This is a genomic window from Maricaulis maris MCS10 (assembly GCF_000014745.1).
GTDB lineage: Bacteria > Pseudomonadota > Alphaproteobacteria > Caulobacterales > Maricaulaceae > Maricaulis > Maricaulis maris_A.
The window spans coordinates 1,187,501-1,211,202 of the sequence record NC_008347.1 but is presented as its reverse complement, the minus strand read 5'-3'; the positions used below and the strand labels follow the sequence as shown (position 1 = coordinate 1,211,202).

At 63.8% G+C, this 23,702-nt stretch carries 20 protein-coding genes, 1 tRNA gene and 2 rRNA genes (1 of these 23 cut by a window edge); 12 read left to right on the top strand and 11 right to left on the bottom strand.

Going from position 1 to position 23,702, the window contains the following annotated elements:
• The first annotated feature begins 7 nt into the window (after window positions 1-7).
• The gene (locus tag MMAR10_RS05760; RefSeq protein WP_011643047.1) at window positions 8-679 is read left to right on the top strand and encodes a glutathione S-transferase; all 672 of its coding nucleotides are present in this window, start codon (window positions 8-10) and stop codon (window positions 677-679) included.
• 24 nt (window positions 680-703) lie between these two features.
• Here MMAR10_RS05760 and MMAR10_RS05755 read toward each other — a convergent pair whose 3' ends face one another.
• On the bottom strand, window positions 704-1,627 hold the full coding sequence (locus tag MMAR10_RS05755; RefSeq protein WP_011643046.1) for a hypothetical protein: 924 nt from the start codon (window positions 1,625-1,627) through the stop codon (window positions 704-706).
• Between the two features lie 173 nt (window positions 1,628-1,800).
• Between MMAR10_RS05755 and MMAR10_RS05750 the strand changes: the two genes are divergently transcribed.
• Window positions 1,801-3,699, top strand: a complete 1,899-nt coding sequence (locus MMAR10_RS05750; RefSeq protein WP_011643045.1) for a glycosyltransferase — start codon at window positions 1,801-1,803, stop codon at window positions 3,697-3,699.
• Window positions 3,700-3,742: 43 nt separating this feature from the next.
• Here the strand turns inward: MMAR10_RS05750 and MMAR10_RS05745 are convergent, their stop codons facing one another.
• Both MMAR10_RS05745 and MMAR10_RS05740 read right to left on the bottom strand, forming a co-directional pair.
• On the bottom strand, window positions 3,743-5,665 hold the full coding sequence (locus MMAR10_RS05745) for a hypothetical protein (protein WP_011643044.1): 1,923 nt from the start codon (window positions 5,663-5,665) through the stop codon (window positions 3,743-3,745).
• A 250-nt stretch (window positions 5,666-5,915) separates the two neighbouring features.
• On the bottom strand, window positions 5,916-7,331 hold the full coding sequence (locus tag MMAR10_RS05740; protein WP_011643043.1) for a M20/M25/M40 family metallo-hydrolase: 1,416 nt from the start codon (window positions 7,329-7,331) through the stop codon (window positions 5,916-5,918).
• 111 nt (window positions 7,332-7,442) lie between these two features.
• Here MMAR10_RS05740 and MMAR10_RS05735 point away from each other — a divergent pair, with 111 nt between their 5' ends.
• Window positions 7,443-8,327 carry a pirin family protein gene (locus MMAR10_RS05735; RefSeq protein WP_041637349.1) on the top strand — a complete coding sequence of 295 codons (885 nt, stop codon included), beginning with the start codon at window positions 7,443-7,445 and terminating at the stop codon, window positions 8,325-8,327.
• 20 nt (window positions 8,328-8,347) lie between these two features.
• Here MMAR10_RS05735 and MMAR10_RS05730 read toward each other — a convergent pair whose 3' ends face one another.
• Window positions 8,348-9,460, bottom strand: coding sequence for a DUF2891 domain-containing protein (locus MMAR10_RS05730; RefSeq protein ID WP_011643041.1), 1,113 nt, complete (start codon window positions 9,458-9,460; stop codon window positions 8,348-8,350).
• A 231-nt stretch (window positions 9,461-9,691) separates the two neighbouring features.
• On the opposite strand from MMAR10_RS05730, the gene MMAR10_RS05725 reads away from it, so the two are divergent.
• Window positions 9,692-11,305, top strand: coding sequence for a phosphoenolpyruvate carboxykinase (locus tag MMAR10_RS05725; RefSeq protein WP_011643040.1), 1,614 nt, complete (start codon window positions 9,692-9,694; stop codon window positions 11,303-11,305).
• Window positions 11,306-11,923: 618 nt separating this feature from the next.
• Here the strand turns inward: MMAR10_RS05725 and MMAR10_RS16090 are convergent.
• Window positions 11,924-12,334, bottom strand: a complete 411-nt coding sequence (locus tag MMAR10_RS16090) for a hypothetical protein (protein ID WP_011643039.1) — start codon at window positions 12,332-12,334, stop codon at window positions 11,924-11,926.
• A 304-nt stretch (window positions 12,335-12,638) separates the two neighbouring features.
• Here MMAR10_RS16090 and MMAR10_RS17035 point away from each other — a divergent pair, with 304 nt between their 5' ends.
• The 4 genes from MMAR10_RS17035 (at window position 12,639) to thrC (ending at window position 16,959) form a co-directional block, all read left to right on the top strand.
• Complete coding sequence (locus MMAR10_RS17035) at window positions 12,639-12,788, top strand: hypothetical protein (RefSeq protein ID WP_190273960.1); 150 nt, start codon at window positions 12,639-12,641, stop codon at window positions 12,786-12,788.
• Between the two features lie 132 nt (window positions 12,789-12,920).
• The gene (locus MMAR10_RS05715) at window positions 12,921-14,723 is read left to right on the top strand and encodes a homoserine dehydrogenase (protein ID WP_011643038.1); all 1,803 of its coding nucleotides are present in this window, start codon (window positions 12,921-12,923) and stop codon (window positions 14,721-14,723) included.
• On the top strand, window positions 14,720-15,664 hold the full coding sequence (locus tag MMAR10_RS05710) for a homoserine kinase (protein WP_011643037.1): 945 nt from the start codon (window positions 14,720-14,722) through the stop codon (window positions 15,662-15,664). The genes MMAR10_RS05715 and MMAR10_RS05710 overlap by 4 nt, the downstream gene beginning before the upstream one ends.
• Window positions 15,661-16,959 (top strand): threonine synthase, encoded by a 1,299-nt coding sequence (gene thrC / locus MMAR10_RS05705; protein WP_011643036.1) that lies wholly within the window; start codon window positions 15,661-15,663, stop codon window positions 16,957-16,959. Before MMAR10_RS05710 ends, thrC begins: the two co-directional genes overlap by 4 nt.
• Window positions 16,960-17,136: 177 nt before the next feature.
• Here the strand turns inward: thrC and MMAR10_RS05700 are convergent, their stop codons facing one another.
• On the bottom strand, window positions 17,137-17,553 hold the full coding sequence (locus MMAR10_RS05700) for a MerR family transcriptional regulator (RefSeq protein ID WP_011643035.1): 417 nt from the start codon (window positions 17,551-17,553) through the stop codon (window positions 17,137-17,139).
• 70 nt (window positions 17,554-17,623) lie between these two features.
• On the opposite strand from MMAR10_RS05700, the gene MMAR10_RS05695 reads away from it, so the two are divergent.
• The 3 genes from MMAR10_RS05695 to MMAR10_RS17250 are packed head-to-tail and all read left to right on the top strand — an operon-like array spanning window position 17,624 to window position 18,741.
• Complete coding sequence (locus tag MMAR10_RS05695) at window positions 17,624-17,986, top strand: hypothetical protein (protein ID WP_011643034.1); 363 nt, start codon at window positions 17,624-17,626, stop codon at window positions 17,984-17,986.
• Between the two features lies 1 nt (window position 17,987).
• Window positions 17,988-18,527, top strand: a complete 540-nt coding sequence (locus tag MMAR10_RS05690; RefSeq protein ID WP_011643033.1) for a hypothetical protein — start codon at window positions 17,988-17,990, stop codon at window positions 18,525-18,527.
• Window positions 18,520-18,741 (top strand): GDCCVxC domain-containing (seleno)protein, encoded by a 222-nt coding sequence (locus tag MMAR10_RS17250; protein ID WP_011643032.1) that lies wholly within the window; start codon window positions 18,520-18,522, stop codon window positions 18,739-18,741. The genes MMAR10_RS05690 and MMAR10_RS17250 overlap by 8 nt, the downstream gene beginning before the upstream one ends.
• Window positions 18,742-19,136: 395 nt before the next feature.
• Here the strand turns inward: MMAR10_RS17250 and MMAR10_RS05685 are convergent.
• Window positions 19,137-19,213: transfer RNA gene (locus tag MMAR10_RS05685), tRNA-Met, on the bottom strand.
• Window positions 19,214-19,346: 133 nt separating this feature from the next.
• On the opposite strand from MMAR10_RS05685, the gene MMAR10_RS05680 reads away from it, so the two are divergent.
• On the top strand, window positions 19,347-20,597 hold the full coding sequence (locus tag MMAR10_RS05680) for a prolyl hydroxylase family protein (RefSeq protein WP_011643031.1): 1,251 nt from the start codon (window positions 19,347-19,349) through the stop codon (window positions 20,595-20,597).
• A gap of 284 nt (window positions 20,598-20,881) precedes the next feature.
• Here MMAR10_RS05680 and MMAR10_RS05675 read toward each other — a convergent pair whose 3' ends face one another.
• From MMAR10_RS05675 to MMAR10_RS05660, 4 genes are all read right to left on the bottom strand, one after another.
• Entirely contained in the window at window positions 20,882-21,523 is a 642-nt protein-coding gene (locus tag MMAR10_RS05675) for a flavodoxin family protein (protein WP_011643030.1), read from the bottom strand.
• A 212-nt stretch (window positions 21,524-21,735) separates the two neighbouring features.
• Window positions 21,736-22,218, bottom strand: coding sequence for a DUF805 domain-containing protein (locus MMAR10_RS05670; RefSeq protein ID WP_011643029.1), 483 nt, complete (start codon window positions 22,216-22,218; stop codon window positions 21,736-21,738).
• A gap of 496 nt (window positions 22,219-22,714) precedes the next feature.
• Window positions 22,715-22,829: ribosomal RNA gene (rrf, locus tag MMAR10_RS05665) — 5S ribosomal RNA — on the bottom strand.
• Window positions 22,830-22,921: 92 nt separating this feature from the next.
• Window positions 22,922-23,702, bottom strand: a 23S ribosomal RNA gene (locus MMAR10_RS05660); it runs 1,957 nt beyond the window's last position.

Genomic DNA, 23,702 nt, shown 5'->3' with positions numbered 1-23,702 from the left:
GAAGTCCATGATCACCGTCCACCACCTCAACAATTCCCGCTCGCAGCGCATTCTCTGGCTGCTTGAAGAAGCCGACCTGGATTACGAGATCAAGAAATACATGCGCGACGCGACCACCATGCGCGCGCCGCAGGCTCTGCGTGACGTCCACCCGCTCGGCAAGTCTCCGGTCATTTCGGACGGCGAGACTGTCATCGCCGAATCCGGCGCGATCGTGGAATACCTGGTCGACACCTATGCCCCCGCCCTCAAGCCGGAAGCCGGGACGCCCGCCTATCGCGACTATGTCTACTGGATGCATTTCGCCGAGGGCTCCTTGATGACGCCCCTGCTGCTCAAGCTGATCAGCGACCAGATGCCCAAATCCAAGGCGCCCTTCTTCGTCAAGCCGGTCATCCGCCAGGTAGCGGCCCGGCTCCGGTCCAGCTTTGTCGATCCGGAACTGGCCTCTCTGTTCGGCTTTATCGAGTCGTACCTTGAGGGACGGGAATGGATTGCCGGTGACGCCTTCAGCGGCGCCGACATCCAGCTGACTTTCCCGCTGGAGGCCGCCGCTGCCCGGGGCGGGCTCGACGAGCGCTACCCCAATCTGAAAGCCTATGTCGCCCGCATGCAGGCCCGCCCGGCCTACAAGGCCGCGATCGAGCGCGGTGGCGCCTACGGCATCGTCGGCAGCTGACAGGCAACACGCCCGTCTGCGAGGTCAGCGATTCTGGATCCGGAGGCCGACCTGGAACACGGCGCCGGAATAGCTGCGCAGGTCGATATTCGAGTCATTGTCGACATAGCCTGCCTCACCGAACAGGGTCACCTGATCGCTGATCATGTGCTCAACCCGGCCGGTCGCCCGCCAGCGCGTGTCCTCGCGCTCAAAGGCCTGGGCGACCGAAAACGGTCCATCATAGGCGCGCTGTGAGGCTTCAAACCGCAGTTCACCGCGCGTCTTCTCGCCCAGCGGGCGCCAGGTCCGGGCCCGCACCTGCGCTTCAGTGAAGCTGAAACGGTCGGCATCGGCACTGGAGTCGGTCAGGAAACCGGCCAGATACCAGCCCGAGCGGCGCTCGTCGCCATAGCCATATTGCTCGACGCCCAAACGCCATTGTGACTGATCAAGACCGGCCACGACCTGATCACCGAAATCATACTGGTTGGCCCGCAATCGCAGCACCGTCTCGCGGTCAGCCTGACCACGATAGCGCAACTGCCCCTCGGCCTGCAGGCGCGTATAGTGGCGGTCACCATCGCGATTGAGGACCGAGCCTTCGGCGGCGACCCGCATCTGCCAGTTCTCGCCGACCGGCGCCCAGTACTGGACCCGCGGCGTCAGCAGGAAGGAGTTGAGGTCATCGCGATCCTCATAGCGGCGCAGGCGGGCCTGCTGCTCGAAGCGCCAGACACGCCCCTCACCGACCGGCTTGACGATGCGCAGCCAGTTATTGCTGTCGAAGCCGGTTTCCAGGTCTGAAGCGCCCTGCGGTTCCAGGACATCCTGATCGATAAAGGGGTCCGACCGCTCGACGGCGTTGTCCGACCGGAATTCGAACCGCGCGTCCTGAGCCTCCGCCAGGGCGGGCAGCAGGGCCAGGCCGATGGCGCTGCCCAGCAGCGTATTGAGGCGGAATGTCATGTCGGAACCCCCTGAATTTCATGTTGTTGCGTGAAGCTTATCGCCGCGGTTCGGCTTTCGCCATCGCCTTGGCGCCTTAATCTTGATAATTTCAAGCCTTAGTGTCGCATCGGGGCCGAAATTGGACGCCATCGTTCAGTCTTCCGACAGGTCCCGAACATGCAGGAGCACCCATGGCAGGCAAGGATCGTCAGGACAGATCCGGACCGGGCAAATCCGCCCGGCCCGCTGATTTCTTCCGGTCCGTCGACAGCGCGCCGAAGGGTATCAGCGTCAAGCGCGACCGGTCGGTCACCGACGGATTCCTGATCACCTTCCTGGCGCTGACCATTCTCGCCCTGTCGGCCGCGGCCTGGGCCAATGCCCGCTGGCCGGGCAGCGTTCCGACCGACCTCATTTTCTTCACCGCCGACCGCTTCAACGCCGTCCTGCCAATCCGCATCTTCCTGGTGATCTTCTACATCAGCTATGCCGCCTATGCGCACGGCCCGGTGCTGGCGCGGCTGCGGCTCGGCTTCAGCTTCCTGATCAAGCTGGCGGGCATAGCGGCCATAGTCGACGGTGCGGCCATGCTGTCCTGGCAGCAGGCCGACGCAGTCTGGCCGGTCCACGTCCAGCAAATCCTGGTCGGACTGTCCGGACTGGCGATCTTCCCGCACACCGTGCTCAACCAGGCGCGACTGCCGGGCCCGTGCGGGTCACCGGTGCGCCGCCGCGGTCGCTATCACGAATACTGGTTGATCAGCGTGGCTGCGCTGACGTCGGCGATCGGCGCGGTCGTGGCCCTGACACTGTATGGCGGCGAAGTGGAGCAATTGCGCAATCTGGCGCTGTTGGGCGGCATGGGGCCGGGCGTTTTCCTCGCCCAGCAATTCTTCACCGTGCAACTGGCCTCGCTCGGCTGGATGCGCAACACGCTGTCACGGCGCCGGTCCTTCTCGCCGCCAGTGGCCGTCCTGATCCCCGCCCACAATGAATCCCATCTCATCGGCCAGACGATTGACGCCATTGACGAGGCCGCCGCCCATTATGACGGGCCGGTGCGCATCCTGCTGATGGAGAACTGCTCCAGCGACGACACGGCCGACGTGGCCCGTCAGGCAATCGCCAAATGCCGTTGTGCCCGGGGCGAGGTGATCGAGAGCATCATTCCCGGCAAGGCCAAGGCGCTCAATCACGGTCTTGAGCTGATCAGCGAGGACTATGTGGTCCGCATCGATGCCGATACCCAGATCGACCCGCAATCCCTGCGGCTGGCGATGCGCCATTTTGCCAACGAGACCGTCGGCACGGTCGGCGGCCTGCCACTGCCACTCAAGCGCACGGGGCTGCTGGACAAGTTCCGCACCATCGAAGTGCTCAACCGCCACGGCTATTTCCAGGTCGCGCTGGGTGCCTTCAACGGCATTCTGGGCATTCCGGGCATGTTCTGCATCTATCGGCGTGACGTGCTGATGGAGGCCGGCGGCATTGTCGAGGAAATGAATGGCGAGGACACCGACATTGTCCTGCGCATGACCAATCTGGGCTATCGCGCCGTTTCCGATCCGCGGGTCAAATTCCGTACCGAAGTGCCCGACAGCATGGAATTCCTGCGCGAGCAGCGGACCCGCTGGTTCCGCAGCCTCTATCATGTCACCGCGCACAATCGCGAAATGCTGTTCCAGGGCAATCTGATCACCGGGGCGGTGGTGCTGCCCTTCACGCTGATGAATGGCGCGCGCCGGGCGATGATGGCGCCGCTGGCGATCTATGGTGTCGTGCTGTTCTTCATGTTCGGAGGGATTTACGACCACCCGCATCTGACCACGGTGCTGGCGGTCATGTTCGGCATGCCCTTCATCATGGCCTGCGCGGTGGTCGCCTTCTGGCGCCGCCCGGACCTGATCCTCTACATGCCGGCCTATATGGCCTTCCGGCTGCTGCGCTCCTACTACACGCTGGGCGCAACGCTGACGCTGGTCTATCCGGGCTCGTCAAAGGATCGTCGTTTCGATCCGCCCAAGCCGCTGGCCGTGCCGGCGGAAGAGCGGGTCGGGCTGGTCGAGAAGCCACCGATCATCGCCGAGTAGCCGAACCGCCGGCGGGCACGCGGCCCGCCGACATCCGGGCTGATCAATCGAGGGTCAGGACCGCGCCTTCGTCGTGGACAACCGCCACATGCTCCTGCCCGATCTGCGAGCGCATCAGCGTCGGCGGCGTTCCCAGTGCATGGGCGACCAGACCCGGGACAGCAACGACCCGATCAGGCTGGCCCGGTCCCGGGCGCGGCAGCAGCGCGGCAACCGCCTGCAGGATGGCAACATTGGAAACCGAGCGGATATCGGCCGTGTCGACCCGACGGGTCTGGCTCATCTCGATCCGGTCGCCTTCAACGCCAATCGGCAGGACAACATTGGACGGCGCATGATTGATGGTGATGAAGGGTTCGATGGCCTGGGAGGCCGGACCCGCTGACGGATCGACATAGCCAAAATCGATCTGGGCCGACAGCGGCACAAAGCTCGCCACCACCTCGGAGCCCAGCTCCAGCGCGGCCAGGCGATCCGCCCCGTCCAGCCCGGACGGGAAGCGCAGGGCAACGCGGTCGCGGAACAGGTGCGGCAGGCCAGCCAGGCCCGCCATCGGCGCCGTGCCTTCGTCATACAGGAAACCGGATTCCGGCAGCAGCTGGACCGGATAGCGGCGCGCCGTGATGGTACAACCACCGGCCTCGCGGTGACGCTGGACAGAGACCCGCAGATCATTGCGCAGGTTCTGGACCTCGTGCGGCAGGTTCAGCGTGAACGTGTTGAGACGACCCGTTTCCATATGGCGGCTGTCGATCAGCACGCCATTCAGCTCGGTATGGATCAGATTGGTGAAATCGCCCGGACCTTCCGGCAGGCGAACCGCCAGACGCAGCCGGTCCGGCACACGACCATCCGGCAGGCTGGCCAGACCGTAGCCAACATCCCAGCTGCGCGATTCCGCAATGCGCTGGATCGAGGTGTCGACACCGATATCGCCAAAGCGGGTCATCAGCGTGTCGTCGTGCGACTCGACAAATTCGGTGGGCGACACAAAGGCCGTCCGGGCCAGCGGCAACATGTCGGAAGTGATGAAATCGGCGACGTCCATACGGCCGGCCTCGGTCAGGCCCAGATGGACGAAATCGCCCTGGCGCCACAGCGTCGCCGCACCGCCATGTCCGGCATCAGCGGACAGGTGATCGAAGCCGCTGGCGGCCAGTTGATCGGCCGATCCCAGCAGGATCAGGCCGCGCGAGGCCAGCCGGTAGCGCTCCAGCGCTTCCAGATCCATGAACTTCACCGCATAGCCGCGCTGGGTCATGCGGGCGCCCAGGCGCAGGGCCAGCGGAACGAAGTCGGCATCACCCGTAGAGGGCACGGCGATCGTCACTTCGGCGGGCAGCAGATTGACCACGTCGCGCAGGGATGAAACCGCGCTACGCAATTCCATTTCGATACCCGAGCGGGAATCCAGGGTCACCACGGCCCCGATCGAGCGGTCATTGTGGCAGAGCGCGTCCGGCAGATCGCCATGCAACTGGATGCCGACATTGAGTTCCTGGCCGTGCATCGCGCTTTCCGGCAGGGCGATCACCCAGCGAAACTCGCGCGAGCCCGGCACCAGAACCCGTTCCAGAACCCGTTCGCCATTGACCACAACGCGCATGGCAGCGATGGCCGACTCGGACAGGTCCTGCGTGCCCTGCAGCACCAGGCGGACCTGGTCGACAGGCGTATCACGCACGACCGGCAGGTCGAAGGTCGCATAGGAGGGGTAGCCGGCGATGAACAGGCCGTCGCTTTCGCCGATATCGGCCAGCGTTACGGTTGAAGGTTGCTCAGGCTCGGCATCGGCACGGCCCGTAATGACGGTGTCGAACACGTCCGTGACGAACAGGCCGAAACTGCCGCGGCCGGCATTGAGTGCGCCGGAATTGAACAGGGTGATCACACTGCCGAGCGCGATGATGATCAAGATGTAGGAAAACCACGGTTTCCGCTTGTTCCTGTCGGTATTCGTACGCATCGGATCCCCCGTTGACCGATCCGCTTCCGGATCCTTGGTCGGGCTGATTGTTTCCCTCAAATCCGACGCCCCCCAGCGACCGAATGATTAACAGGTATTTCGGCAATGCGTTCAAACCGCGACCATTTGCGATGAATTCTGGATCAATCAGGGCAAAACTGCGGCACGACAGAAAACGAGCGGACCATCGGCATGGCCCGCTCGTCTCGATCTACCTTGCAGGCTTGAGAGCCCGCCAGCTTCCCGGCGACTATTCGTCTTCGGTCGCCGACCGGAAATCCACATCCAGTTCGGCGGCGAGATAAACCAGCGCCACATAGGCCGCGACGTTCTGGGCCAGCTCATCCGGATCGATCTTGTCGAGCGTGTCATCCGGCGTGTGATGCAGGTCGAAATAATCGCTGCCATTCTGACTCAAACGCACCGTCGGCACGCCCTGCATGGCCAGCGGGATGATGTCCGGTCCACCACCGGGCACGTTTGATCCCCCGCGGACAATCCCGAGCGGGCCGATAATGTCGCCCACCGCATCGATCGCCGGCGTGCCTTCATCCGAGACATTCGAAACAAGCTGCCAGACGGTCCGGGCACCGAAATCGGATTCAGTTGCCAGCACATGATTGCCGATCTCGTCGGCATGCTGTTCGGCATAGGCGCGGGCACCGAGAAGGCCGACTTCCTCGGCCCCGAACATCACGACACGAATGGTCCGGCGCGGGCGCTGCGGCAATTGCGCGATCAGCGCTGCGGCAGCCGTCGTGATGGCGACACCGGCACCGTCATCGACCGCGCCTGTACCCTGGTCCCAACTGTCGAGATGACCGCCGATCAGGACGATCTCGTCAGGGTTCTCGCGGCCGATCAGATCCAGCACGACATTGCCGCTGGTCACCTCGCCCCGCCAACCGGCGGTCGAGCGGATCCGCATCTCGATCGCTTCACCCGAATTGTGCAGCCGGCGCAGATGGTCTGCGTCCGGATTGGAGACCGCGATGACCGGAATATCGGCCCACTCGCCATCCATGGAGCTCATCATGCCGGTATGGGGCATGCGATGGCTGTCCGAGCCGACCGAGCGCACCACGAGGGCCTCGGCACCGCCACGCTCGGCGTGCTGCCAGCCGATACGGCGGCGCTGGTTTGACGGGCCATAGCCGGCACCGGTCTGGCTGGGCACCATGGCATCACCGTCAACAAACGCGATCTTGCCGTCCAGCGCCCCATCCTCAATGGCGGTCAGTGCATCGATATTGCGGAAATAGACGATCTCCGCATTCACCGCCCCCAGGAAAGGCGACCGGCCGGAACCACCAAGAGCCGAGCCATACAGGGCCTGCTCATAGGGCGCGGTCATGACGATTTCCATCTCGCCGCGCTCCCAGAATTCCATCGTGAACGGCTCGACACTGACCCGGTCAAAACCGAGCTCGCGACCCAGTTCCTCACCCCAGGCACGGGCCCGGGCCTCGGCCTCGGAGCCGGCAAGACGGGGACCGACGCTGGTGGTCAGCGATTCGACAATGTCCCAGGCCAGATCACTGTCCAGCGCCGTCTCGACCAGGGCCTGCGCCGTATCGGCGTCCCCGGCCGGCAGGACAAAGCCGTCCTGGGCCAGTATTTCCGCAGACAGAAAGACTGTCATTCCAAGCGCGATAATTGATTTCATGAAGTCCTCCCGACACATTCGGACCACACTATGGAGGCCGCAGCGAAAGGCGCAAGTCACGCCGCTGTGGGCTCGCAATGCAATTTCAGCCGGAGGTGCACGATGAGCGGCATGATCACCCAGAAGTTCGCAGGAAAGCCCAAGGATCTTGGCGGGTTCGGCGTTCGCCGCGTGCTGCCCTTTGCCCGCCAGCGCATGGTCGGGCCCTTCATCTTTTTCGACCAGATGGGCCCGGCCGAATTCGCGCCCGGCCAGGGAATCGATGTCCGGCCCCATCCCCATATCGGCCTGGCAACGGTCACCTATCTGTTCGAAGGCGCGCTGGGCCATCGCGACAGCCTCGGCGAAGACCTGGTGATCCGTCCCGGTGATGTGAACTGGATGACCGCCGGGCGGGGTGTGGTCCATTCCGAGCGAACGCCGGCGCCCGAGCGCGCGGCGGGCCATCGCATGTTCGGCATCCAGACCTGGGTCGCCCTGCCGGAGGACAAGGAGAACATCGCGCCGGCCTTCCACCATCACAAGGCCGCCACCCTGCCCGTGATCGAACGGGGCGATAGTCGTTTCGACCTCATTCTCGGTAACGCCTGGGACCGGACAGCACCGGTCGAGGTGTTCTCGCCAATCTTCTACCTGCATGGCCTGATGCCGGCCGGCAGCGGCACCGACCTCGATATCGACCATGCCGAGCGGGCGGTCTATGTGGTGGAGGGTGAGGTGACGCTGGATGGCGAGCCGGTCGCTGCCGGAGAGATGGCGGTGCTGGAGGCGGGATCCGTCGGACATCTCATGGCCAGCACGGACAGCCGCGTCATGCTGTGCGGCGGCGACAATCTGGGTCCGCGCCATATCAACTGGAATTTCGTCGCCGCCGACCGTGCAGCGATCAGCGAAGCCCGACAGGACTGGTCGGACGCTGCCCGCGCCGGCTTCCCGACGGGCGGGCGGTTCGCCCTGCCGCCCGGTGAGACCGAGCACATTCCCCTGCCCGACTGATCCTGACTCGGCCTACCGACTTATCGGCCGATCGGCGCCTCAAGGGCGCGCTGGGTGGTCAGATAAGTCGCGAAACTGGCCAGCCAGTGACCGCCGGCATAATCATCGCCGGTGACCGACGCGATGCCGCTCTCGGCATGGCGCGCCGAGGCCGCCATCAGGCTGGCACGACGCGGATCCCCCTGCGGCAGGGCGTCGGCGATGGCTTCGAGATTCCAGGCCCGCGACAGGTTGACCCCGTCAAGATGGACCAGCTTGCCATCGCTGGGATCGAGCACGACGCCCGGTTCCAGCCAGCCAGCCGAGCCGTCGGTCGGAATGCCGGGCAGGAAGTCCGTCAGCCACTGCGAATAGGCGCCCTCGTCCAGCACGCGCCGCATCAGGTCCGCCTCCATCAAACAGGGAGACAGGAAGTCCTCGCCGGACGGCTCATAGCTGATGGGGCAGGCCCGGTCATCGCGGTGGAAGGTCAGGCTCGCTTCGACCAGCTGCGCCTCCAGCGCCTCGTCGCCCACGGTACGGGTCCAATCCAGCGCCAGGGCAAAGCCGAAAGCGGACTGGTTGTGGGTGCCGATACGGATCGGATAGGCAAGATTGGGCAACCAGCTGCGATAGCGGTCGGCAACCACGCTTTCCAGCGGTTCCAGTGCCGCCGCCCAGCGCCGCGCCCGCGGATCTTCCCACTCCCGCAATTCGGTTCCCAGCTGCAGCAGCCAGGCCAGCCCGTAGGGGCGTTCGAACGAAGCCGTCCCTTCGCGGGCGAAATAGGCCACTTCGCCGACCATGGCTTCCGGCGTCAGGTGCCGGTCCAGCGCGGCGGTCGCGGCCAGCTCGGCATCGGCATCCAGACCACCGCGCAGCAAGCGGACAATCAACCAGTGCCCATGCACGGCGGAATGCCAGTCATAACAACCGTAAAAGGCGGGGTGCATGTCGCGCGGCGTGCGGGCGTCCGAGTCGTCCTGCAGGACATGGGAGATCTTGTTCGGGTATTCGCGGTCAACACAGTCCAGGGCCAGCTCGAGAAAATGCGATTCCTGCACCGGCGGAGCTGTCTCGGCCTGGGCCTCGGCGATGTTGCTGCAAAGAAAAGCAAAATTTGCGATTGTTACAAAAAATGTTCGCGATAACATGGACTTCCCTCACCGAAATTGCGCTACGGAACCGTGCCTTTTTGGCTTTTCTGGACACTTTCGATCTGCTACCGGCCCCATACCATGAGTGTTTGGCGGCGCTGGCAAGTGACTTGCCTGTGCCAACGTACAAGGCCCGCACATGCCTCGTTTTGAAGCGAGTGTCGGGCAGGAAGGTGCCAGTCTGACGGCGCAAAAAAGCGTCGCGGGATCACCGGGGGAAGGAAAAACATGTCCAAGTCAGAACGTCTTGATGGCGGTCTCGAAGCACTGGGAATCCAGGCCGGGACGGTCAATCTCAACTGGAACGAGCCGCGGCTCTACCAGGAAGCGGTACAGCGCGGCGAAGCCGAAGTCGCCGAAGGTGGCGCCCTCGTCGTCAAGACAGGCGCCCATACCGGCCGCTCGGCCAAGGACAAGTTCACCGTCCGCGACAGCGAAACCGAAGACCAGGTGTGGTGGGACAATAATGCCGCCATCTCGCCGGAGCATTTCGACGCGCTGTGGACGGATTTCCAGGCCCACATGGCCGGCAAGGAACTCTTCGTTCAGCAATTATTCGGTGGCGCTGACCTCGATCACCGCCTGCCGGTGCGGGTCGTCAACGAGCTGGCCTGGCACTCGCTCTTCATCCGCCATCTCCTGCGCGTTCCCGCGGCCGAGGAATATGCCGGTTTCGCAGCCGAGTTCACCATCATCAACCTGCCCAGCTTCAAGGCTGACCCGGCCCGTCACGGCTGCCGCTCCGAGACCGTGATCGGTGTCGATTTTGCGCGCCGTATCGTGTTGATCGGCGGGACGTCCTATGCCGGCGAGACCAAGAAGTCGGTCTTTACCATCCTCAACTACCTGCTGCCCGCCAAGGGCGTCATGCCGATGCATTGTTCGGTCAATTCCAACCCGAACGGCGAGGACGCGACGATCTTTTTCGGACTGTCGGGCACCGGCAAGACCACCCTCTCCGCCGATGCCAGCCGCACGCTGGTCGGTGATGACGAGCATGGCTGGTCGCCCAACGGCTTGTTCAATTTCGAGGGCGGTTGCTACGCCAAGATGATCCGCCTGTCGGCCGAAGCCGAACCGGAAATCCATGCCACCACCAAGATGTGGGGCACGGTGCTGGAAAACGTGGTCATGGATCCGCAGACCCGCGTCCTTGATCTCGATGATGACAGCCTGGCCGAGAACAGCCGCGGCGCCTATCCGCTGTCGGCCATTCCCAACGCCTCGGAAACCGGTCGCTGTGGCCATCCGAAAAACGTCATCATGCTGACCTGCGACGCCTTCGGCATCATGCCACCGATCGCCAAGCTGACCCCGGCCCAGGCGATGTACCACTTCCTCTCCGGCTATACCGCCAAGGTCGCCGGCACCGAAAAGGGTGTCACCGAGCCGTCAGCCACCTTCTCGACCTGTTTCGGCGCCCCCTTCATGCCGCGTCATCCGGCCGAATACGGCGCCCTGCTGCGCGAGCTGATCGCCGAGCACCAGGTCGATTGCTGGCTGGTCAATACCGGCTGGACCGGCGGCGCCTACGGTACCGGCAACCGCATGCCGATCAAAGCTACCCGCGCCCTGCTCAACGCTGCCATGGACGGTTCGCTCAACAGCGCTGCCTTCCGCGAAGACCCGAATTTCGGCTTCATGGTGCCGATCGCGGTTGATGGCGTCGATGCCAGCATCCTCGATCCGCGTTCGACCTGGTCGGACAAGGCCGCTTATGATGACCGAGCCGCCAAGCTCGCCACCATGTTCATCGAAAACTTCAAGACCTTCGAAGCGCATGTGGCGCCCTATGTCCGCGCTGCCGCTCCGAAAGTGCGCGAGCTGACTGCGGCTGAGTAACGCCACCGAGCGCGACTACAGACACAAAAGCCCCGGCCGGTTGGTCGGGGCTTTTTTTGCTTTGGGCTAGGCGCGCCGCTGCCCAACCGCCCGAGGCTCCTGATCATCCTTGTTCGCGCCGCTAGTTACCGTCATCCCGGCGAAGGCCGGGACCCAGGCTCGCAGTCCCGGCTTGGCCAAGCCAGGCAACAGCGTGCGTCGCAGCCTGGGTCCTGACTTTCGTCAGGATGACGGTGGATTGGGGGCTTTTTCTTTGTGTCGAGGGAAGCGTTCAAGGCGTGGAGCCACAGGCGCTCACCCCACCATAAATCCCTTGCCGGGAGTTAGCCGTATCCGGTTCTTGAGCTCAAGGGTGAAACCGCGAAGCGGCGGCTGCGCCGCCCTTGACCTCAAGAACCGGATACGGCCCGCTGGCTGACAAGGTATCTATGGATCAAGGTGCGCGCGAGGCGCGCCTCTTCTCCTTCAATCCTCAAAAACCGTCATCTCACGGGGCGCGCGAAGCGGACATCCGGGGGATGACTGTGGATTGGGGCGTAATGTTTGTGTCGAGGGAAGAGTTCAAGACATGGAACCAGGGGGGCACGACAAGTCAGAACCGCTCCGCGCGACCCGAGCTCACCCCCGCTTGCCCGCCAGCCGATAACCCAGCCAGGCCATCGGCAGGAAGACTGCCAGACCGAAGGCCCACATCCATAGCGGGCTGGGGATCAGGATGAGATTGCTCAGCCCGGCGAACAACAAGCCGCCGCCGGCGACCAGGGCCAGCGCCAGATGATGCCGCCGCGCCAGCGTGGTGGTCACCCATCCGGCCATCAGGGCCCCGCCGGCCCAGGCCGCGATCACCGCGACGCGATTGGCGTCCGGAACCTGCGCGAGAGCCGCGTTGAGGGCCTCGCGGTCATTCAGGTCTTCAGGGATCAAACCCTCCGGCAAAGGCATTGCCATATGTCCCAGGGCCTCCAGCACACCGGTCACGATGCCGCCCGCGATCACGCCTGCCAGGACCGCCAATATCATCCGGACCATGCCGCCTCCCTCGAATATGCCCGGGCACCCTCATGGCGAGACCCGCTGACGGGCAGAAGAGTGCCCGACCCGACCCGCCGGCGCCAGCACGCGCTCCGCCGGCGAGCCCCTCTCCAAACGCGCGCACTCGCCTGACCGGAGAAAATCATGCTCGTGAATGCGCCCTTTAACACCTGATTACAGGAATTCTGCCAAAAAGGGTTTGACCGCGCGAAATTTTTGCGCACATCTTGTCATCACGTTTTGCAGGTGCAGCAATCATGCTGGACCGGCACGCCGCCCTCGCGGCAGAGGATTTGTCGATATGGCCTTCGCCATGACCCTGACCAGCAGCCTCCGTCCGACCCTTTCGGGTTCGGGCGTGACCGGCTGCGGCATCGACGGCGGCCTCGGTACCACCACCATGATTATCACGACGACCTCCTGGACCAGGGGGGCGGCCGGCGTGGCGTAGCGGAACCAGACAAACCGCAACACACCGAACCCGCTCCCTCACCGGCAGCGGGTTTTTTCATGCCGATTTTTCACCACCCCCACCACACCTCAACCCGACCCATCACACGACCCGACCCGAAGGACCCGACCCATGGCCTTGCCAGACCAACCCCAGCCAGACCAAGCCGACCGCCCTCTCAAACTTTGCGTGCTGAAATTCGGCAGCTCAGTCCTGTTCAAGCCGGATGACTATGCCCGCGCCGCCCACGAGATCTATCGCCATGTCCGCGCCGGCGAGAAAGTCGTGGCGGTGGTCTCGGCGCTCGATGGCGAGACCGATGCGCTGTTCGGGGTCGGCAATGATGTCGGCCAGGGCTGCAGCGATGCCCTGCTGGCGCGCCTGGTGCGCTGCGGTGAGTTGAAGTCGGCGGCCCTGATGGGCCTCGCCCTGGAACGTTCCGGCATCCCCTCGGCCGTCCTTGACCCCCACGAAATGGGGCTGCGGGCTGAAGGCGAGGCCCTGGATGCCAACCTCACCGGTCTCGACGCCAGCCGCGTGCTCAAGCGCTTCGCATCGGTCGATGTGATCGTGGCACCGGGTTTCTTTGGCGAAGGCGCTGATGGTCCTGTCACCCTGGGTCGGGGCGGCACGGATCTGACGGCGGTCGAATTCGCCCATTGGCTGGGCGCCGACCGGGTGCGCCTGATCAAGGATGTCGACGGGGTCTATACCGATGATCCGGCCAAGGTCGCCAATGCCAAACGGTTCGACCAGCTGGACTATGACGAAGCCGCCAGGGTCAGCCGGGGTCTGGTGCAGGACAAGGCCATCACCCGCGCCAAGGAACAGGATGTCGTCATCGAGGTCGCCGCCCTTGGCCGCCCCTATGCAACGCGGATCGCCGCCGTTGAGCAACGCGCCGGCGATGGTCTGGAGATGAAGCCGATGCGGGTTGCGGTGCTCGGCCATGGCGCGGTCGGTGCCGGTGTCTGCGCGCACCTGCTCGCCCATCCCGGCCGTTTCACGCTGAACCCGGTCCTGGTCCGCGACCCGGCCCAGCACAGCGCCGGGGCAGCCGCCGAACTGAGTTTCACCGACGATCCGGCCAGGGCGCTGGGCGGTGAACCGGATATCGTGGTGGAAACCATTGGCGGTACCGGCCTGGCCCGCGCCCTGTCACAAAGCGTGCTGCGCGAAGGCGCACACCTCGTCACCGCCAACAAGGCCGTGGTCGCCCTCGACTTTGACCGCCTGCACGAGCTGGCCGAGGAGAATGGCCGCTCCCTGCGCTATTCGGCCACCATTGGCGGCGGCGTCCCCATTCTTGAACTCGTCGACCTGCTCGCCCGCCATGACACGCTGCTGTCGGTCGAAGGCGTGCTGAACGGCACCTGCAATTTCGTGCTCGGCCAGCTGGGCCAGGGCGTGCCGCTCGCCGCAGCCGTCGCCGAAGCCCAGCGCCTGGGCTTTGCCGAGGCCGATCCGAGCGCCGATATTGACGGTCTCGACGCTGCCGACAAGCTGGCCATCCTGGTCCGCCACGCCTTCGGCGTCGCCCTCCATCCCGACCAAATCGCCTGCGAGAGCCTGAGCGACCTGTCGGCCGAGCGCATCGCCGCGGTCAATGAAGAAGGGCTGGTCTTCAAACAGATCGCCTGTTGCAGCACGACCGCGGATGGCGGGGTCGAGGCCCGGGTCGAGATCCGCGCCCTGGCGCCGGATCATCCGCTGGCCGGACTGGTCAATGAGGGCAATGGCGCCCTGCTCGACCTGCCGAGTGGACAGGTCGGCGTGTTCGGCAAGGGGGCGGGCCGCTGGCCGACCGCGGAGGCCGTCTTCGCCGACATCATGGATATCCAGCGCGAAACCCTGCTGCCGGCGCAAAGCGCGTCGCACCAGCCGGAGAATCCACTTAGCCATGGTCGCCAGATGTCCTCGAGGACGGTGGCATGAGCAAAAAACCATCGCTGGCGCGCGCAAGTGCACCAGCCAGTATCGGCAATGTCGGGGTCGGCTTTGATGTGCTCGGCCTCGCCTTCGATGCCGTGCGCGATACGGTCACGGTCCATCGTGATACGGCGCCGGGAACAAGGCTCGGCCATGTCTCCGGACTGGTCGAACAACTGCCCGAAGCCGTCGCCGACAATTGCGCCCTCGCCGCCGCCGATGCCGTCCTCAAAGCCGCCGGCTCGCCTTGCGGCCTTGTCGTCGACATCCACAAGGGTGTGCCGCTGAGTGCCGGCATGGGCGGATCCGCCGCCTCGGCCGTCGCCGCTGCCGGTGCCGTCAATGCCCTGCTCGGATCGCCCTTCAGCCTGAGTGAACTCCTGCCGCTGGCCATGGAGGGCGAGAAAGTCTCCGCCGACCCGCCGCCCTGGGACAATGTCATGGCGGCCCTGATGGGCGGTCTGGTGGTCGCCGGCCGCCTTGACCCGCCGCTGATCCGCCGCCTGCCGCTGCCCGCCGGTGTTGCCTGCGTCCTCTTCCATCCCGACCGCAAGGTCGAGACCCAGCGCGCCCGCGAACTGCTCGCCCCGACCATCGCCAAGGACATCGCGGTCGAGCATGCCCGCAACATGGCAAGCTTCGTCGCCGGCTGCGCCATCAATGATCTCGACCTGGTCCGCGCCGGGCTGAGCGACATCTTCATCGAACCCCAACGCCTGCCCCTCCTGCCCGAGCTAGCTGCGGTCCAGACCGCCGCGCTCGAGGCGGGCGCGCTGGGATGTTCCTTCTCCGGCTCCGGCCCCTCGGTTTTTGCCTGGGCCGCCGAGACCGAGCTCACCGCCGTCGAGCGCGCCATGGCCGCCGCCTTCCGCGCCGCCAATTGCGACGCCAACGCCTATGACGCGCCTATCGACTCGGCCGGCCTGCGTGTGGAGTCGGTGGAATGATGTATCGCTCGACCCGAGGCCAGGCTCCCCTGGTCGATGCCGGAGCCGCGCTGCGCGCCGGTGTCGCGCCCGATGGCGGTCTCTACATGCCGCAGGAATTGCCGCGCTTCACGGCGGGCGATTTCAGCGATACGCCCGACCTGCCCGGCCTCGCCGCCCGACTGCTCGCGCCCTTCTTCGCCGACAGCGCCATCGAAACCGCCCTGCCCTCGATCTGCGCCGACGCTTTCGACTTCCCCTGCCCGCGCATACCGCTCGCCCATACCGATAACAACGCCAGTCCCGGCCCGGACATACTCGAGCTCTTCCACGGGCCGACCGGCGCCTTCAAGGATTTCGGGGCCCGCTTCCTGTTCCGCGCCTTTGCCGCCCTGGGACAAACGACCGACAGGCTGGTTACCGTACTGGTCGCCACATCGGGTGATACCGGCGGGGCCGTCGGCTGCGCGGCGGAAGGCGTCGCCGGCACCCGCGCCGTCATCCTCTTCCCGGCCGGCCGGATCTCGCCCTTCCAGGAGCACCAGCTGTGCTGCTGGGAACCGCCGGTCGAGGCCGTGCGGGTCAGCGGCGATTTCGACGCCTGCCAGGCCCTGGTCAAGGCGGCGTTCGCCGACCCCGATCTCGCTCGCCGGCACAATCTCACCTCGGCCAATTCGATCAGTATCGGCCGCTTCCTGCCGCAGATGACCTATTGGGCCCGCGCCGCGCTGGACGTCACCGCCGAGACCGGCACGCCGCCCGGCCTGATCATCCCGACCGGCAATCTGGGCAATGCTTTCGCCGCCGTGCTGGCCCGCGCCTGCGGCGTCCCGATCGGCCCGATCGTGCTGGCCACCAATGCCAATGCGACCCTGTCGGACTGGCATGCCTCGGGCCAGTATGAAGGCCGCCCCTCCATCGCCACCCTCGCCAATGCCATGGATGTCGGCACCCCCAGCAATTTTGAACGCCTCGCCGACCTCCCGCCCGGCCAGATCGAGACCGTGATCCGCGTCAACGACGACGCCATCAAGGCCCGCCTGCGCGCCACCTTCGACCAGTCCGCCTACATCGCCTGCCCCCACACCGCCACCGCCCTGGAAACCTTCCACACCCTCGACACCGACCAGCGCCAGGCCCGCCGCTGGATCATCGGCGCGACAGCTCACCCGTCAAAATTCGCCGACACGGTCGAGCCGGTGATCGGCCAGACGGTCGCCCTGCCACCTGCGCTGGAAGCGGTGCTGGAACGCGAGGCGCGATGTCGGGAGATGGGGGTGGCATTGCCGGAGCTGGCTGGGGTTTTGGCGCGGTGAGGTTCGCGTTGTCTGGCGGAGTTCTTTTAGGGTGCGGTGGGTTGAATTTGAACTCAAACCCTTAAGTCATGAATTTTGGAATGATCGGGCAGCGCTCTCGCTGCTCCCGCTATCGCAACTTGTCGGCACCGAAACCATCCTGACGGTCTTCCGTACAGTCTGGATCACTTCCAGGCGCTAGTTTAGCGGTTTATTCGGCGCCTTCAACGACAGGACGAGCGCACAGTCCGGCGTGTCTGTGCGCTGGCACTGGCTCGTGATCTCTTCCAGAGACGCTGCGAGCTGCCTGAGATCGGCGACCTTGCGATGGATTTGGGACAGATGCATCTCGGCAATCCCTGCAACCTGTTTGCAGGAAAAGGTCTGCTTCTCCGTCATGGTAAGAAGTTCCCTGACTTCCGCGAGAGCAAATCCCAACTGTCTTAGCCGAAGTGCAAACCGCAGGCGCTCGACGTCCGCCTGCGAAAACAGCCTGTGGCCAGCGTCGGAGCGCGCCGATGCGGCGACCAGATCGATGCTCTCATAGTATCGGATCGTCTCGATGTTGCAGTCCAACAGCTTCGCGACGGCGCCTCGTTTAAGCGGTCCCTTCATCGGGTCAACCTGTCCCCATGCAAATTTCTCTTGATCCTGTAGTTACTACAGGGATTACCATTCTGCAGTTATGAGATCGACCCAGAAAAACCTTATCCCTTCATCCTTCGTATCTGGCAGCGGGGCAGTCAGCGGCTTTCTCGCTTTTGTCGGCGCGTCCTGCTGCGTGGTTCCGATCCTACTTGTTCAACTTGGTGTCGCCTCCGGCTTGGTTGCAAAGCTCGGTTTCTTTGCACGTTGGCAGGATTGGTTCGCTTGGGGGGCGACCGGCATGCTCGCGTTCTCGCTGACGCTGGCGTTGTGGTGCGGAAGCCCGGGCCGGATATTCTGGATATGGTGGATTGTTGGCGCGGTATTTCTCGCCGTGTCGCTCACCCTGCCGAACTACGAGATGCGATTGCAAAGCTGGTTATTGGACTGGCTCCGAGCTTGATATGGCCAAACCTTCGCCGACCTATCAGTTTCGCGACGGAGGAACGATACCGCCGCCCGGGCCTATCGGTCGTCTCTCACGCCTGTTTTTCGGCGCAAGCGCAATCTATTGGGCGGCCCAATTGTTTCGCTTCGGCGAGATGGATGCCTTGACCAATGCATGGGTGATCGGGTTCACGGCGTTTGCTGTCCACTTGGCCCCATACACGCTGAACATTGGACTGGGTTTTCGGCTAGGGCTTTGGCCTCGACTGCTGGCTACGGGCTTGTTGCTCGGCGCCGCGGCTATCGGATGGCAATCTTCCGGCGAGTGGATCAATTCACATCTATGGTCGACCGCCTATTGGCTCAATATCTATGTCTATCTCCACCTTGGTGGTTCATTTTTCCTGGCTGCTCTCTTCGGAACGCCCGGCTGCGAAATGCGCGCAATACCGATATTAATTGGCCGGATAGCAGGGCGTGAAACCCGCGATCACGAATGTCCCGGGCCGATTGGTGCAATTGATCAATGGGAGCGTTCCCTAAAGTCCGATGGCTGATATCCAACTCAAATCAACACTCACCTGTCCCCATTGTGGCAGCATACACGCCAATTTGGAGATGCCGACGAACGCCTGCCAGTACTTCTGGGACTGTCCGTCATGCAGCACGCTGCTGAAACCGAAGCCGGGCGATTGCTGCGTCTTCTGCTCCTTTGGAACCGTACCGTGCCCGCCTATTCAGGAGGGCGATGCGTGCTGTGCAGCGGGGTGACCCGCACGCTCGTCAGTTCGACTGATAGAGCCCCGGGCTTCCTGCATTTACGAAGCACTCGCGGTGTCTGACACCTTTCCGCGCAGCATCAAGTCCCAGCTCGCCAACCCGGCTTCTATGCTCTGATCAGCGATCAAGAAAAGCACCTGTTTGACAGTCTGCAAATCATGGGCGCCTTGTACGGCGAAACCCGAAACTACGGATACACGCTGAATTCAGCACTCTGCCGAAAAATTATGTCCGCTCTTGCGGCAAAGTCGACATGTCAGCTTCGCGAGTATTCACAGTACAAAGCCCCCCGAAACACCCTCACCTGCTTCCAATATGCTCCCAAATCCGCAGGCCCCGCAAAACCCCAAAAAGAAAAACCCCGCGCCAGAGGCACGGGGCTAATTTGGGTGCGGGGGTAGGATTTGAACCTACGACCTTCAGGTTATGAGCCTGACGAGCTACCGGACTGCTCCACCCCGCATCAGGGTGTTCCGGGTCAGCGCCACTGGTGGGCGGTGTGTGCCGGGAGCGCGTGTGTAAGCTGCGATCCGTGTACGGTCAACCGCATAGCTGCGCTTGGCCTGCTTTCAAAAGCATGGCTTAAACTGACCGTCATGAGCAAGACAAATCCTACAGCCAGCCAGACCGCGCAGACGGCGCTGAACGACTGGCATGCCGGCCGGCATGATGCGGCCTTCGACGCTGCCGAAGCGGCCACCCGCGCGGGCGATGAAGCGGCCATGGGCCTGCTTGTCCAGTTCAGCGGCCTGCCCGAGGCCGGGAATGATTATGCCGCCCGTACACGCGCGGCACTGGACAAGGCACCCGCCGGCGTCATGCGCAACCGGCACCGGGCCTATTTCCGCGCCGCCGGGATCGGTGAAGGCCCGGCCGACTGGGCCGGCGCCCTGACGGACCGGATGGCCGAGGCCGATGCCGGCGACTGGGTCGCCCTGACCGAACTCGGCCTGCTGGCAGTCATGGCCGGTGAAACGCAAGCCGGACACGCCTGGCTGGAGCGCGCCGGCAAGGCCGGCTCGGGTCTGGCGATCGCCGCACTGATGCGCGAATCCCTGGAGGCAGGCCAACGCTTTGCCTGTCTCGACACGCTCGGCCCGGGCCTGGCCAATTCCGGTCACCCCATGGCCGGTGGATTGATGCACCGCTGCGCCCAATTGCCGGCCGCCTCGCAAGGCAGCGCGGCGATACTGCCGGACAATCCGGGCGAGGTCCTGGCCCGCATCGCCATGGCGCTCGAGGCCCCGGCACCCGCCCCTGACCGTCTGCAGGACAGTCCACGGATTGATCGCTGGCCGGGTGCCCTGTCGGCGAGTGCCTGCGACTATCTGACCGTCGGCGCCGCGCCGCTGTTGAAACCGGCCCAGATCATCAATCCGCAGACCGGTAATCTGGAGAATGATCCCTATCGCAGCTCGCTGACGGCGCCCCTGCCCGAACAGGCCATGGATCTGGTCTCCTGGGCCTTCAAATGCCGCATGGCCGCCCTGGCCGGCCAACCGCCCCGCCATGGCGAGGCGCTGGCGGTGATCGTCTACCGGCCTGGCGAGGAATACCGGGCCCATTTCGATTTCATCCTCGATTCCGACGGCCAGGCCGCGCGCGACATCGCGCAGCGCGGCCAGCGGGTCGCCACGACGCTGGTCCGCCTGAATGAGGAGTTCAAGGGCGGCGACACGGTCTTCCCGCGCCTCGATGTGCGCTGGACCGGCCAGCGCGGCGATGCCCTGAGCTTCGACAATGTCGCCAGCGACGGCAGCTGCGACAAGGCCAGCCTGCACGCCGGCGAAAAGGTCACTGACGGCGTCAAGGTGATCGCCAGCCTGTGGCTGCGCGAGCGCGTCTGACGAAGTCAGGCAGGCAGGCCCATTGAACGCGTCAGCCTGGCGCAGACAGCGGCGACTGCGCGCGTGAACCGGGAAAGTTGGACAGCCCCGGCCTCACCCGGCCGCGCGAAGATTTCGCGGCGTACGCCTGTCCCAACCTTCGGTGAGGAGAAATGCCTCACATTACTGGGCATCCAGCCTGCAGGAGAAGCAAGATCGCGCGTGCAAGATCACGGCAGGGCCACCGGGCGCTGCAGGGCCCGGGACAGACCTGCCCTTGCGCCGACCGCCCCGGCTTCCGGACCTCAGGCCGGAACGCTTGTCGACAGGTCAGCCTGGCCCTCCGGCGCATCATCAATCAAGGCCACCTGCCCGCCGACCTTCAATCGCCCCGCGATCTCGGCAACCCGGGCACCCAGTAAGGCCGCGGTCCGACGATCCGATTGCGGCGGCGCGACATCGCCGCCCTGATCGCCATTGGCCTGCGCCATCACCCCGATCGAGGCGCCAATCCGGTTGATGTCCTCGACCGACCCGGTCGATGAGTTATTGCCCGGAAGCAGACCAAGGCTGACCCAGATCATGCCGTGCTGGGCCGCCAGGGTGGAAAGTTGACTGAGCGTGGCGAACTTGTCGCCAGCCTGCGAACTCGACACGGTGAACCCGGCCGCCACCTTGTCCTGCCAACCGCGGTCGAGCCAGATCCGGGAGGTTGCGTCCATGAAGGTTTTGAACGGCCCTGAGACGGCACCCATATAGGTCGGCGACCCGAAAATGATAGCGTCCGCAGCGTTCAGGAGCGCCCAATCGGCCTCACTCATTTCGCTGACATCGATCATGCGGGCAATAGCACCCGGTTCGCGCCCAGCGCCGTCATGAACAGCTCTGGCGAGCGCCTCGGTGTGGCCGTAGCCGGAATGATAGGCAATTGCGATTTGAACAGCCATGCTGTGCCTCCTGTGTCTAGCCCTGTCTCTTACCGGTCCAGCACACCGGGATAATCGGGCTATCAGGAAGCTCACCATTCACCAGGACGAAACAACGCAGAGGTCAACTCGCCTGCTGACATCAAATGGGAAAGGCGTGGTTGGCGCACAGACCGCGGGCGCGATCCCGCAGAGTCATCCATACACTGCTAACATGCCTAGAGGCCTGCTCTTCACCCCGCCTCGCTGCTTCCGTCGCGATTGAGATGGAAGGCCAGCGGCGCGAGCGAGACAAGATAGACCAGATTGACGGTGAACATCGCGTAGAAGAGGTCTGTCGGTGCGCCGGCAGAGAGCATGCCGGCCAACGCATAGGACATCAGACCGGCCGCAATCAACAGCAACACAAACGGCGGAATTGCCCAGATGATGCTGCGACCGGTGTCGCGGAGCCGGCGCGTGATCGCGGCCGCCAGCAAGCCGATGCCGACAAGAACCACCAGCGAGCAAGACAGGCTGGACCAGATCCAGCTTCCACCCGGATTGTCAGAATTGCCCAAAACACCAAGCGCAACAGGGACTATGGACAGCATGAAGCCAATGCTGACCAGGTAAATGACAGGCATCAGATAAGGCAGGAACACCGCCTTGCCGTCCTGACCGTCAAAGCGGCGGAGGTTTTGAAGATTATACTGGATCGACCTGAAAACTGTCATGCTACCCCCTCATGACCCTATCGTGTGAAGGTGGAGACTGCCCCGCAGAGTTCGCGCCGGCCAGAGCCGGACAGGGTAGCACGGTGGAAAACCCGGACCACGCCAGGTGTCCCACGCCCCCCCATGCGAGGTTGTTCGGAGTGCAACCCGGCGCCAAGCGCGGAAGCCCCCATACATCGCTTTTGAGCAGGGGGCCGTCTCGGGCTCTTGGGGTCAGGGGGCCTGCCCGGTTTGCGGCCCTTCGGGCCCCTGGCGTGACGAACCGGAAACGGCGAAATCTCGGCAAGCGATTTATGGTTTGCTTTGCGCTGCTGGCGCGGCTCGCCAGGCAAGTCTCGGGTGACGCCTTGAGTGCCTGGCTTTCGTGATCGAGGACGGTGGCCGCCTCTCACCAGTTGCCCCATCCCCCGACAGCAAGACGCCCCCGGCCTGGTTGGCTCGGGGGCGTTTTGTATTTGAGATTTGTGGAGGATTTCCTGTTGGATCTATCGTGCAGACCGGGCAGCGACCTACTCTCCCACACCTTAAGATGCAGTACCATCGGCGCTCGGGGTCTTAACGGTCGTGTTCGGGATGGGAACGTGTGCGGTCCCCCTGCAATAACCACCCGGTCAGCGCGACAGATCCGAGGAAAGAAGAGACATTCTGATTTATTGAGGTGTTGCTTTGTTCGACGAAGCGTTCGCCGGACATGAGCATCTTCAAGATCAAGACAATCGAGTAATTAGTACCAGTCAGCTTCATGCGTCACCGCACTTCCACATCTGGCCTATCAACGTGGTGGTCTTCCACGACTCTCAAGGGAAAACTGGTTTTGAGGGGGGCTTCCCGCTTAGATGCATTCAGCGGTTATCCCTTCCGTATATAGCTACCCTGCTATGCTGCTGGCGCAACAACAGGTCCACCAGAGATACGTCCACCCCGGTCCTCTCGTACTAGGGGCAGCTCCTCTCAATTTTCCGACACCCACGGCAGATAGGGACCGAACTGTCTCACGACGTTCTAAACCCAGCTCACGTACCGCTTTAATTGGCGAACAGCCAAACCCTTGGGACCTGCTCCAGCCCCAGGATGCGATGAGCCGACATCGAGGTGCCAAACAATGCCGTCGATATGGACTCTTGGGCATCATCAGCCTGTTATCCCCGGCGTACCTTTTATCCGTTGAGCGATGGCCCTTCCATGCGGGACCACCGGATCACTATGGCCGTCTTTCGACTCTGCTCGACCTGTCAGTCTCACAGTCAGGCGGGCTTATGCCATTGCACTCAACGAGCGATTTCCGACCGCTCTGAGCCCACCATCGCGCGCCTCCGTTACTCTTTGGGAGGCGACCGCCCCAGTCAAACTACCCACCAGACAGGGTCCCGGACCCAGGTTCATGGGCCGCGGTTAGATATCAACAATCATCAGGGCGGTATTTCAAGGATGTCTCCACCAGAACTGGCGCCCTGGTTTCATAGACTCCCGCCTATCCTACACAA